General features: G+C 41.3%; 8 protein-coding genes. 7 read left to right on the top strand and 1 reads right to left on the bottom strand.

Features of this window, described 5'->3' with window-relative positions; genetic code table 11:
* Positions 1 to 188: 188 nt before the first annotated feature.
* The 5 genes from J2T13_RS18355 to galU all read left to right on the top strand — a co-directional run bounded on the left by J2T13_RS18355 (position 189) and on the right by galU (position 7596).
* Positions 189 to 407 carry a hypothetical protein gene (locus tag J2T13_RS18355; protein ID WP_429373816.1) on the top strand — a complete coding sequence of 73 codons (219 nt, stop codon included), beginning with the start codon at positions 189 to 191 and terminating at the stop codon, positions 405 to 407.
* A gap of 332 nt (positions 408 to 739) precedes the next feature.
* Positions 740 to 1837: a S1C family serine protease gene (locus J2T13_RS18350; RefSeq protein WP_429373815.1), complete on the top strand. Its 1098-nt coding sequence runs from the start codon at positions 740 to 742 to the stop codon at positions 1835 to 1837.
* Positions 1834 to 3765, top strand: a complete 1932-nt coding sequence (locus tag J2T13_RS18345) for a stalk domain-containing protein (protein ID WP_429373814.1) — start codon at positions 1834 to 1836, stop codon at positions 3763 to 3765. Before J2T13_RS18350 ends, J2T13_RS18345 begins: the two co-directional genes overlap by 4 nt.
* A 156-nt stretch (positions 3766 to 3921) precedes the next feature.
* Positions 3922 to 6438, top strand: a complete 2517-nt coding sequence (locus J2T13_RS18340) for a DUF3656 domain-containing U32 family peptidase (RefSeq protein WP_429373813.1) — start codon at positions 3922 to 3924, stop codon at positions 6436 to 6438.
* Between the two features lie 267 nt (positions 6439 to 6705).
* Positions 6706 to 7596 (top strand): UTP--glucose-1-phosphate uridylyltransferase GalU, encoded by an 891-nt coding sequence (galU, locus tag J2T13_RS18335; RefSeq protein WP_429373812.1) that lies wholly within the window; start codon positions 6706 to 6708, stop codon positions 7594 to 7596.
* Positions 7597 to 7710: 114 nt separating this feature from the next.
* On the opposite strand, the gene J2T13_RS18330 is transcribed toward galU, so the two are convergent.
* Positions 7711 to 10176, bottom strand: a complete 2466-nt coding sequence (locus J2T13_RS18330; protein WP_429373811.1) for an O-antigen ligase family protein — start codon at positions 10174 to 10176, stop codon at positions 7711 to 7713.
* A 125-nt stretch (positions 10177 to 10301) separates the two neighbouring features.
* Here J2T13_RS18330 and J2T13_RS18325 point away from each other — a divergent pair, with 125 nt between their 5' ends.
* A complete protein-coding gene (locus J2T13_RS18325) occupies positions 10302 to 11666 on the top strand; it encodes an ABC transporter permease (protein ID WP_429373810.1) in 1365 nt (454 codons plus the stop codon).
* Between the two features lie 21 nt (positions 11667 to 11687).
* On the top strand, positions 11688 to 12911 hold the full coding sequence (locus J2T13_RS18320; RefSeq protein ID WP_429373809.1) for an ABC transporter ATP-binding protein: 1224 nt from the start codon (positions 11688 to 11690) through the stop codon (positions 12909 to 12911).
* The last annotated feature ends 22 nt before the right edge of the window (positions 12912 to 12933 follow it).

The following is a 12933-nucleotide window of genomic DNA, read 5'->3' as shown; positions in this document are numbered from 1 at the left end:
TGCAATAAACGAAATCACTCAAATCAATGAGTAAAATCACTATATCGGTTCAATATCAAGCTGTTTAGAAGAAGTTTTTGCGACAAATTTGTTTTTTTCGCACATAAATGCTTGCATAAGGCCGTAGTCGAGGATAACATATATATAGATGTAATATCACGTAAGGTTCTATAGGGGAGGTTCAATTTATGTTTTTAGCAGAAGCAGAGACAGTAGCGGTAGAAACAACATCCAACTTTAATACGTTTGATATTTTTATGATTGCGTTTACGGTGCTTATTTTGATTGGATTGATTCGTTTGTTAGCGGAACCTATCAAGAACAAATTCGCGATTGGATTCACTGTCGTTAGTCTTTTGGTATTTCTGTACTCGGATTACGCTATGATTTTAGGTTGGCTAAGCTAGATTAAACGATTATCAATGAATTAGGAATACATATAAAGACACCTTACTGCGGGGCAGTTAAAGGGGTCTTTTTTGTTATGCACAAATAGAATTCTATACTGATTGAAGCGAAGAGAGCCATTCATCCGTGCAGCAGTAATCGATCAACACTATACATCTGCCTAGTACTGATTTAATTGTTGAGTCATATTAAAATTAACAAATATAGGGCTTTCAGCAATTGCCCAATTATATGAGGGTGTGATACATTTGGACTAATCCTTATACAACATAGAGATAGAATACATAGCTTAAAAGATAAGGAGTACATAGAGAGGCTTGGGTGAGGATGAATGAGTAGGATGGGGAAAAGGATTGTCGTTGTGCTGTTGTGTAGTCTTATGTTGACGAGTGGGGCAACCGCGGTTGAGGCGAAATCTAAAGTAACGACAACAACAGTTAAAAGTAAAGATATAACAATCATTGATCCAGTACCCCAGATTGTAAAGGACATATCACCTTCCGTCGTAGGTATAATTGGGAAAGTGACAAATGGTAGTCAGAATGGTAGTCAGAATGATAGTGCAGATCGATATAATTTAGCACATGGTACAGGAGTCATTATGAAGTCCAATGGATGGATTGTAACTAACGCTCATGTTATCGAAGGTCTGAGTAATCCAGTGGTTGTTACTTCGGATGGAGAAACTTACAGAATAACAGATACTCGTGTAGATGTAGTCAGTGATATAGCGCTAATCAAAATCAATGCGAAGTCGCTTAAAGTGGCGAAGTTTGCCAAATCAGCTCAAGATACGCAGGTAGGGGAAAAGGTGATTGCTATCGGAACTCCAATCTCTTTCTCACTACGAAATTCTGCAACGGTAGGTATTGTGAGTGGACTGAATCGTGCTATAAATGCTTCATACAGATTGCTTCAGACGGATACAGCTATCAATCCCGGTAATAGTGGGGGACCCCTTGTCAATATGAAGGGAGAGGTAATTGGAATTAACTCCATGAAATTCGCAGCGGTTGGTGTTGAGAATATGGGTTTCTCCATCCCATCAGAGACGGTTCAATATATCACGAGTCAGTTGTTAAAGCACGGGGAAGTGAAACGGGCAAGTCTTGGATTGGAACTGAAGGAGAGCTTTTCAGCTATTGTTGGCATGCCAACGGATGATCCTCTGACGATAACTAAAGTGCTATTACCACAAGCTATAAAAGCAGGAATTCAAGAGGGTGATTACCTGTATAGCATCGATGGAGTTACGGTAACTTCCGTGGTTGATATTAACGAGCTTTTTAAGAAATATGTGTCTGGACAAACGGTTAAGCTGCTGATGCAAAGTGATGGAGATATCGTCATTCGTAAGCTGGTATTAAGTAGCAGGGATCTAATCCTTGATGAAGTAGAGGAAGTTGTAACCGCTGGAGTTGAAATATGATAGAGATGAGAGGACGTAGAGAGTTGAGAATATTACGTACATGGGTGTGTGGTGTGCTAAGTCTCTTAGTATTAATGACGAGCATGGTACTTCCCGTATTTGCGGATCAGAGTGACATGCAAGAGTTGAAGCTAAGAGTAGGAAGTAGCAAGGCAAGTATTAACGGTGAGCAATTATCTATAGCCATACCCTATACCTATCATGGAGTTGCAATGGTGCCCGTAGGTGTCTTCAAAAAAGCCTTTGGAAGTCAGGTTAAATTAGAGAAAGCAAACGTCGTAAAGGTGTTATACGGACCGCACACGGTAAGTATGACCATTGACGAGAAGATTGCCTGGATAGATGGTAAAAAGTTTAAACTCACAGCGGCTCCAACGATCGTGTCTGGAACATTAATGGTGCCACTTCGCTTAGTTGCACAGGGAATCGGTGCGAAGGTGAGCAGTCATGCGGATGGGACGCTAGTGATTAGTCTTGCGGCTAAGGAAGACAAGGCCGACTCGGAAGCAACAGGAATTGATAGTGATGAAGACAAGACGAAAGTCGGAAATAGTTACTACGAATGGACAATAGATTACCCTGCCGAGCTTATTGTGGGTTCAGCTGGGGAATTTGAGAATATTGCTACATTTAGCGATGTAGAGGAAGCATATTATGTTGAGGTGCATGCAGACAAGCAGGATGTGGAACTTCAAGCAGATGAGTTACTTCAACTATTAGTCGAAGGGACTAGGGATACAGGAGAAATCATTTTGGACCGCGAGTCGTTCCCAAATGCTAAAATTCCTTACGCTAGTATTATTATTAAAGATAGTGATGATATCCTATGGGAATGTCGAGCCTATTATCACAATGAACGGCTATATGAAGTATATCTTGCTGATTTGGATGCGAGCCACTATAAGGATTTAAGTAAGTATTCAGCATTTCTAAATTCCTTCCAACCCGAGTTTAATAAGCATGATATAACCGTTAAGGATCTCTCAAGCGTGGTTGATGGGATGCGCGAAGTTTATAACAACGATTACGGTATTTCTCTAAACGTACCGGCCGATTGGAGTATGAACAATTCGAGCATGTACTATTCAAGTGAAGAGGGAAGTTATCTGAAGTTAAATGTGACATCTGTTCCTAAAGGTTCTACGCTTGAGGAATGGAGCGCACAGATGAAGAAGTGGATGGAAGAGACTTTTGTCTCTGAATCTTATAAGGTAGTTGATACTTATCCCATGGAGTTGTCGGGTGACGAGGCCCTAGTCAACGAGGTGAAGTATAATTACGGAGATGGTTGGGTAACGGAGTATGAAGTGATGCTGCAGAAGGATGGGTACCGTTACTATGTGGAATATTCGGTATCTGATGATCAGACTGCTGATCTCGCTAAGTTCAAGGACATTATTAAGTCCATTGAGATAGAGTATGAGGTCGTAACGGAAACCTTCGGACGGATGGAGGAGGATCCTTATCTGATCAATAAGTTGAAGACGACTACGAAGAGCTCCAAGGCTTTTCAGTATAAAATCAATATTCCGCAGTACTGGATGGCTTACGAAGATCAATTCGAAATTTCACCTGTAGAATATGAGTTTACGGGTGGACGATTTATAATTACAGCAGAGAAGAACAGTTCGGTTGAAGCTGCTGTTAGCAAGCTTAAAACTTATTATAATGAAGCAATGAAGGACCAGAAAGATTTGAAAGTCCAAAGTATTGAGAATACGACGTTCGCAGGTGTACCTGCTACAATGATTAAATTACATCAGAGTATGAATGGAATTCCGTATACAGGAAGCCAAGTTATTTTTGGTACTCAGGGTGTGACATATACCATTACAACTTCGCTGAATGATTCGAATGCAACAGAACTACAGAAGAGTATACTTGAAGCTACATTGAAGTCTTTTGTATTGAATAAGCAGTTTAATTAGGTTGTAAGAGCAGTCCCTAGGGGCTGCTCTTTGTTGTTATCAGACAGTTGTAATCATTGGGAAAGGTAGAAGCTTGGTATGATATTTGGTACAATGAGTAGAATGGATTAAAAGTCCACCGTCCTAAGGGATGGTTTGGGAGGATATAGATAATAGATGAAGAGTCAAGGATTACAAAGGGGAGACGTTGAACTACTGGCGCCAGCCGGAGATTGGGACTGTATGCGTGCAGCGGTGGCGAATGGTGCGGATGCTGTCTTCTTCGGTGTGGAGAAGTTTAACGCTCGAGCACGTGCGAACAATTTCCGTATGGATGAACTGCCTGAGATTATGGCGTTTCTGCATAGTTATGGTGTTAAGGGGTTCCTGACGTTCAATATTCTTGTGTTTGAGAATGAGTTGAGTGATGCCAAAGAACTGGTCGATGCGTGTATTGACGGCGGAGTAGATGCGATTATTGTACAGGATTTGGGACTTGTCAAAATGGTGCGTGAAATTTCACCAGATTTCCCGATCCACGGTTCAACGCAAATGACGATTACTTCACCAGAAGCGGTGGAGTTTACGAAGCCATGGGAACTTGAACGGGTAGTACTTGGCCGTGAGAACAACTTAAAGCAGATTAAGAAAATTGGGGATCAAGCTAAACTGCCTATGGAAGTATTTGTTCATGGAGCGCTATGTGTCTCTTACTCGGGCCAATGCTTAACTTCGGAAGTATGGGGCGGACGTTCAGCGAATCGAGGGGAATGTGCACAAGCTTGCCGTTTGCCGTATGACTTGATGGTTGATGGTGTGCAAAAACCTATGGGCGATGTTACTTATCTACTATCTCCGAAGGATTTAGCAGCGATTGATATTATGCCGGAGCTGATTGAAGCAGGTGTGACCTCTTTCAAAATCGAAGGACGTTTAAAGACTCCTGAATATGTTGCCAATGTGGTCAGCAAGTATCGCAAAGCGATTGATCGTTATTTCGAAGGTGATTCTACGCCTCCAAGTAAGGAAGAAATAAGAGAACTTGAGCAAAGTTTCTCTCGTGGTCTTACCCATGGTTTCCTTGATGGTACGAACAATAAGAAGCTTGTGGATGGGACGTTCCCGAAAAGTCGTGGAGTATATCTAGGACGGGTAGAGCAGATCTTGCGAGATGGCGTAGTCTGCCGTATTGATGCACCCTTGAAGAAGGGTGACGGCATTGTGTTCGACGCTGGCGATCCAACGCAGAAGGAACAAGGCGGCCGCGTCTACGATATCCGTCGTAAAGGTGTGAAGCTAGAAGGTGAAGCGGGCGAGGGCTGGATCATTGATATCATCCCAGGGCGCAATGATGTTAATCTACAGAGATTGAACATCGGTGACCGCGTCTGGAAGACCAATGACCCTGCACTGGATAGACGGCTTCGTCAAACGTTCGAGACAGAGAAACCTTACCGGGTATTCCCAGTTCATGTGAAAGCTGTAGGCCATCTTGGCGGCCTGCTGACAACATGGTGGACTGATGTTCAGAAGGGGACAACAGTTCGTGTGGATTCGGAGATGGAGCTGGAAGCTGCGCAGAAGCGGCCGATGGATTATGCTCTGCTGGAAGAACAATTCGGCCGCCTAGGCGGAACGGTATTCCAGCTTGAGCAGCTTGACGTCCAACTGCAAGGGGACGTCATTGTCCCTATGCGTGAGCTGAACAGCATCCGCCGCCGTGCGGTGGAATTGCTCGCAGGCGAGCGTCCGAAGCCGCCGGTATACGTGAAGCGTGCGGCTTCGGTGTATGGCGATGCTACGCGAAGCGCATCGCAGCCCGTACAGCGCGGCCAAGCGGAGCTGACCGTGCTGTGCCGCAGCCTGCCGCAGGTGCAGGCTGCTCTCGAAGCAGGCGTAGGAATGATCTACGCTGACTTCGAGTTCATTAAGCAGTTCCCAGCAGCGGTGGAAGCCGTTCGTGCAGCGGGTAAGAAGATTGCGTTAGCAACGCCACGTATTCACATGCCAGGAGAGAATGGATACCATAACAACATTCTGCGCTTACAGCCAGATGCTGTGCTAGTACGTAATACAGGGGCGTTGTATTTCTATCTACGTCATCGTCAGGAACAACCCGATGCCTACCATCCAGAGATCATTGGTGATTTCTCTCTGAATATTGCCAACCACAAGACGGCAGATCTCTTCATTGAATCCGGATGTGATATGATCACGCCATCCTATGACCTGAACATTCAGCAAATGGTGGATATGTTGGGGAGGGCTAACTCGACCAAGATGGAGATCGTTATCCATCAGCATATGCCAATGTTCCATACCGAACACTGCGTATATTGTACCTTCCTTAGTGAAGGCACAGACTTCACGAACTGTGGACGTCCTTGTGAAGAACACCATGTATCCTTACAAGACCGTATTGGGATGTCACATCCCGTTCGTGTAGACGAAGGTTGCCGGAACACGGTCTATAACGCGGTTGAACAATCGGGTGCTGAATATTTGGCTAACTTTATGGAGCTTGGTGTAGCCAAATACCGTATCGAATTCCTTGAGGAAACCGAAGATCAGGTGCATGAAGTGATAGATCTTTACAAACGTGCATTGCTTGGAGAAATCAGTGGAACGCAAGTATGGCGGACCCTAAAGGCTACGAATCAGCTCGGTGTAACTCGTGGGCAGTTAGTGAAATAAAAACATGTTGTCGACTTTTTGAATTCGTACTAATAAAGGTTGGTTCATCCTATGATTAGGGTGAATCAACCTTTTTATTATGCTGAGAGTTAACTTTTAATAAAGATGGCAACGTGGTTATATATCCCAATACATTGACTTGTGTTATATTGCATAGAAAGCATGATGTCACTTGAGGGAGCTCTATTGTTGATAATAAATTATCTTGTCATCTGGATGGACTACTTATAAATGAAAATAGATTAGTAGAGATTAAGGAGGTTTCTCATGAAAATTCGTAAAGCCATTATTCCGGCTGCGGGATTAGGAACACGATTCTTACCTGCCACCAAGGCTATGCCTAAGGAAATGCTACCGATCGTGGACAAGCCCACTATTCAATATATTGTTGAGGAAGCTGTTGCCTCAGGCATTGAAGACATTATTATCGTCACGGGAAAAGGAAAACGAGCAATCGAGGATCATTTCGATACCTCCTTCGAACTTGAATATAATCTGTCCGTTCAATCCAAGTGGCAGTTACTCAACGAGGTTCGCAAATCGTCCGAAATGGCCGACATTCATTACATAAGGCAACAAGAACCCAAGGGACTGGGTCATGCGATCTGGTGTGCTCGGAAGTTTATTGGTAATGAGCCCTTTGCAGTGTTGTTAGGAGACGATATTGTGGAATCTGAGGTTCCCTGTCTTAAGCAAATGATGAATGTGTATGAGCAGTACCGTTCTTCCATTGTGGGGGTACAACCCGTTCCATGGGATGAAGTGTCCAGGTACGGTATTGTGGATGGTACATCTTTGGAGGAACGGGTCTACAGAGCTAATCGGCTCATGGAGAAACCGAAGCAAGAGGATGCACCCTCTAACCTAGCGATATTAGGGAGATATATTCTCACGCCACGTATCTTTGATTTACTAGGCGAGCAAGGTGCTGGGGTGAATGGTGAAATTCAGCTCACGGATGCCATTTCTAGACTCGGAGAGATAGAGAGAATACTCGCTTATAACTTCGAGGGTCAGCGGCATGATGTAGGGGAGAAACTAGGCTTTATTGAGACCTCGATTCACTATGCATTGCAACATGAGGAGTTAAGGGAAGAGTTGCTGAAGTATATGAAGGAAACGATTCATCAAATGGAGCACGCACATAGTAAAAGCTAGTTTCGTGGAGACGACTCGAGTGCGTTCGGTGTTGTCCATTCTCTATAGCAAAGGCTACCCTCCTGTTTACAGGAGGGTAGCCTTTTTAGTAGATTTAAATGGCAGCTATCAGATCTAAAAGTCTATCTTTATGAGAGCTTCAATCTGCTCTTTCTCAGTAGGATCAATCTGCAGCAGACGATCCAATACGGCTTGATCATTCAACCCCTGTTTCATCATAGCGGCTACATACCAATGTGCAATCTCTCGGTTGACTGGCTCTGTTAAGTCTTCCACTAAACCAATGTTAAGGGTCTGTGCAGCCTTCTCGGGCTGATTCATGAAGAAATGCATTTTACCCGTGTTTAGAATCATCTCCGGCGTATTTGCAAAGGCTGCCCCAGCCATTTGTCCTTCAGGAAGAGTAGTAAGGTGTACAAGACCTGCTTGAACCTTATCGAAGGCCTGTATTCCTGCTGTAAAGTATTTATCCCTAGAAGCTATATCCTGCTTGCCAAGGGCGTCGTAACCTAGTTTGAATCCTTGGGAGATAATACGTTCATACCATGCAATATCCCAATTGAAGTTCTCAGAATTAGTTACTAAGAGGTCGAATGCTTGCGCTTGTTCGCCTTTTAATTGATGCAGAGCGATTAAGCGGTTGATCATAGTCTTGTTATAGGGTTCGTATTTAAGTCCCTCAACTAATAAAGTATACGCTGAGTTATAGTGATCTTCGTTATGTGATTGTAAGTAGACTTGTTGATAAAGTGAAGATAATAATAGTAACGATTCAGGATGATTCTTACGAATGTCCAGAGCTTTCTCCAGTGGTGCCTTAATTTCCTCGAAAGACGTACTCGTCTGAACTACTTTCCTTCCCTCTAGTCCAGCGTTGCTGGCTTGAACATATCGGAGTGAAGTGAATAGCACTACCACGGCACATATTCCGATAACCAGACTATATAGGGTACTAACGCCACTACCACGTAAGCGTAATGCTTGGAAACGAACGGGTTTACTCTCCATAACAGAAGCCATACCCCCGAGTCCAAGGTACACGAGAATGCCAATAAACATATAACTCATATTAAAGTCTAGAAGACTATGCAATAGAATAGACATCACGAGTATGAGATATAAGAAATGAGACTCCCGACCTTCTTCATTCTCTCTCATATAACTCCGAATATACTTATAGAAAATGAAGATCAAGAATGACATGAAGACGATAAATCCAAGGATACCGACCTCTACTAAATACTGTAGAAAGAAGTTATGTGCTTGTCGACTCGTATAAGGATTGTTCTGATACTTCTCATACAACTCAGCCCAGGCCCCACCACCCGCACCTAGTACAGGATAGTCTTTAACAACTTTCATAGCATCTTTATAGAATGTGATCCGTTCAAGGACACTGTGCTGTTGAAAGTTAATATTCTCTAGACGCGTACTCATATTGTCAGGGAGAATGTTACGTACACTCGTGCCGATGAAGAGAAAAGCAAGAACACCTATCACGACCACGGAACCTAAGGGAATCCACAGGCTCGAAGCTTTGCGATCCGACCAAGTTTGAAGACTGCGCACTAGAAGAGGAGCAATATACTTTTGAATAGCCCATGCTAGTAGTGCAACAACAATAGATGCCGCAAGTAAAGTTCCCCATGCTTTAGCAGCTACGCCGCCTTCGTACGTTGTATTCAACTGTAATCCAAGATCAGTTACCGTTTTGGAGATTAACAAGGAGGCCACTCCGGCTATACCGCAGTAGACTAGCCAGAGGATCTGTTTGGCTGGCTTCAAGAATAATAGTAGAAGCACGAACACGACGGGAAGCATAATCAGTCCCCCACGTGAGAGCGTAAGCAGAATCGATACAATAATAGGGACTAACATAAATCCATGAAAAGCTTGTCCAACCCATTTCTTAGATCGAATCAGAGCAAATATGGCGACGAATAGAAAGGCCATCAGAAAGGCAGCGTATGTGTTGGCATACTGAAACACCGATGTCAGACGCAGACCGTTAGAGTCCGTCATGACAGCGTCCGTATACTTACCGTTCATCATCCCATTAGAAAACCACACTACGAGTTTCCCTGCGAACTTCCCTTGTCCAAACCAATTGAGAAAACCGAAGCCTATAATTAGATAGGAAATAGTTATAATCGCAATTTGGATTACTTTATTAGCAAACTTATCACGTAGTAAGAATAAGCCCACGATGAACATGATCGCGTATGAAGACATAATGATGACCATATTCATTGCATAAGAATGAGAGGCAGCATTGAAGAGTGCGAGTACATATGTAATAGGAAGTAACAACACATAGATAGCCATCCAATTTCGTTGATCTTCAAATGTAATACTCTTGTAGAAGTTTGCAATCCAGATCAATAGAATCACACAGGCAATAGCGGATGCCCAGAACAACGGCTTCTCAAATTGAAGGATCTGTCCGTTAAATAACGCCACTTGAAATGGCGACCATGCTAAATATAGAATGATAGAGGCTAGTAATACCCATGATAATAAAGGTGTTTTAGCGACACCACTCGACCTATTAGGCTGTTTACCGTATACTTGTTTAGACAAAGTTTTCAATCTCCTTTAAGTGTAGATACGAGATATTTTAACATAGGGGCTAGAAATAAAACAGAACACCATGCATTACTTAGGTGAAATTCCCGGGTTTGCTATTGGAATGAAGGAGTATTTAAATGAAATTCAAAAAAACAATACTTGCTGTGATAGGACTTATGCTAGTAGTTCTTTTCTTTAATATGTTTATATCCTATCAAAAAAGTGAATCTAAACTAAGTCTTCAATTCCAATTGAATTCCGATAAAATTGATGATTACCAGTTGTTTTATATTACAATGGAAGGCCAGGATTGGACTGAGGAACAATCTTTTCATCAAGCTTATGAGACATTAGGAGCTTGGCAGACTATTCAATACACCTTACCCAAGAATGTGCATTCTCTTAGATTAGATTTGGGTAATCAAAAGGCGCAAGTTAGTATTAAAGACGTTCAGTTAATAGGAAACTCCAAAATAAGAATTTCTCTTAACGAAATCATGAATAAGCAACATGAAGTGAAGGTAATAAGCCAGAGGGACCAACAATTGGAATTAGATGTAACTGAAAAAGATCCATATCTAGTGTTAGATATAAAACCACGGATTGATGCATCATTAGAAGGTAGTAGCATTCTCAATAATATTTTCCTATCACTTGCTAGCATTTTAACTACTCTAGTAAGTTTATATATTATAAATTCCGCAAAAGACATATATAGATTTTTAAAAGAGATATATAAAGGAAGAAGGTTAATTTTCAGTCTAGCTAAAAATGACTTTAAAACTAAATACGCTTCTTCCTACCTGGGGATAGTGTGGGGGTTCATACAGCCGCTGCTTACCATTATTACATATTGGTTTGTATTTCAGGTGGGATTACGAAGCGGTAGTGTATCGGATGTCCCCTTTATATTATGGTTTATAGTCGCAATAATCCCGTGGTTCTTCTTCTCTGAAGCCTTATCAAGTGCCACAAATGTGTATTCTGAATACAGTTATCTTGTGAAGAAAGTTGTATTTAAAATTGAATTGTTACCCGTAGTTAAGATTACATCTGTCTTATTCGTGCATTTATTTTTTATTGTATTTATATTTGTGATGTACACTGGATATGGATACAATCCGAATATTTATAATATTCAACTGATCTATTATTTGATCTGTACAATTGCACTTGCCTTTTCGGTTTCATTATTGACATCTGCTATTGTGCTATTTTTTAAGGATTTAAATCAAATCATCATAATAATTCTGCAAATTGGATTTTGGTTCACGCCAATCGGATGGCCATATACCATGCTTTCTGATTTTTGGAGTACTATTTTTAAATTAAATCCAATGTTCTATATTGTGGAGGGCTATAGAGATACTTTCATTAGGCAGGTAGTCTTTGTAGATCACCCATATTATACGTTATACTTTTGGATGTTTTGTGTAACTACACTTGTGATTGGAATTAAAAGTTTCAATAAGTTGAAACCTCATTTTGCAGATGTAATATAAGTTGAAAAGGTGGAGTAGAGTTTGGATGAGATAATCGAAATTCAAGATGTTGTGAAGTCGTATAAACTATACGATAAACCCTTAGACCGTCTAAAAGAAGTGATCTCTCCAACTCATAAAACGTATCATAAGGAGTTCAAAGCTCTTAACGGCATTTCATTTAAGGTGGAGAAGGGCGATGCACTTGGGATTCTAGGGAAGAATGGATCAGGGAAATCAACCTTATTAAAAATAATAACTGGGGTCTTATCTCCGACAAGTGGGACTATTCAAGTAAAGGGTAAAATATCAGCCATATTGGAGCTAGGAGCAGGATTTAATCCGGAGTATAGTGGCAAAGAAAATGTATATCTAAATGGTCTAATGATGGGGTTTACCCGTGAAGAAATCGATATTAAAATGGACAGCATTATTGAATTTGCAGATATCGGTGAATTTATTGAACAACCTGTTAAAATTTACTCCAGTGGTATGTTTGCCAGGTTAGCTTTTGCAGTTTCTATAAATGTAGAGCCGGATATACTGATCGTAGATGAAGCCCTTGCTGTGGGTGATGTGCGATTCCAAACGAAATGTATTGATAAAATGAAGGAATTAAAGAGCAAAGGAACAACAATATTGTTTGTATCCCACGCAACGGAACAGGTAAAGAGGTTCTGCAATAAAGCAGTATGGCTTAAGGATGGCGTAGTACAAGCTTCAGGTGAATCATCTGAAGTTGCTGATCTATATGAAGATTTCATGAAATATAATACAGATCTTACTGTGAATACTGAACTTTCAACTGAACAGAACCAACCTGAAATCTCACAACCAGAGGATTTTGTCAAACCTAATAACCCCGATATACTATCATCAATTACAAAAGTGAACCTGAATAGCAATAACTTAAAAACCTTTGATGAACTAGAAGTTGAAGTGGAATATGAAGTCTATGAAAATGTTATAGATGACTTATTATTGGGTGTTGCGATATATACGCCAGATCGCCAATATATATTCGGACCTAATACGCACTTAGAGAAGATTGATATTCCGAATAGATTAGGTAGACATAGAGTGAAATATATTATTTCTAGCCTATCGTTACTTAGTGGAACCTTCTGCATCGATGTGGGGTTATTTAACAATGAAGGTATAGTATGTCTTGATTATAAGCAAGAAGTAAGTGTTTTCAAGATCTCAAACAAGTATTTTTCTGAAGGTCTTTTATATATGGAGCATAAATGGAAAATAATTAACTAAAAAATATAATTAAAATGGAGAG

The sequence above is a fragment of the Paenibacillus sp. DS2015 genome, assembly GCF_050433705.1.
Lineage (GTDB): Bacteria > Bacillota > Bacilli > Paenibacillales > Paenibacillaceae > Paenibacillus_AQ.
This window is presented reverse-complemented; position numbering and strand designations above follow the sequence as displayed.

Excerpts from the sequence above, each read along its gene's own strand:
- J2T13_RS18340 (WP_429373813.1), top strand. The coding sequence starts at position 3,922 with ATGAAGAGTCAAGGATTACAAAGGGGAGACGTTGAACTACTGGCGCCA.
- galU (WP_429373812.1), top strand. The coding sequence starts at position 6,706 with ATGAAAATTCGTAAAGCCATTATTCCGGCTGCGGGATTAGGAACACGA.
- J2T13_RS18355 (WP_429373816.1), top strand. The coding sequence starts at position 189 with ATGTTTTTAGCAGAAGCAGAGACAGTAGCGGTAGAAACAACATCCAAC.
- J2T13_RS18350 (WP_429373815.1), top strand. The coding sequence starts at position 740 with ATGAGTAGGATGGGGAAAAGGATTGTCGTTGTGCTGTTGTGTAGTCTT.
- J2T13_RS18325 (WP_429373810.1), top strand. The coding sequence starts at position 10,302 with ATGAAATTCAAAAAAACAATACTTGCTGTGATAGGACTTATGCTAGTA.
- J2T13_RS18345 (WP_429373814.1), top strand. The coding sequence starts at position 1,834 with ATGATAGAGATGAGAGGACGTAGAGAGTTGAGAATATTACGTACATGG.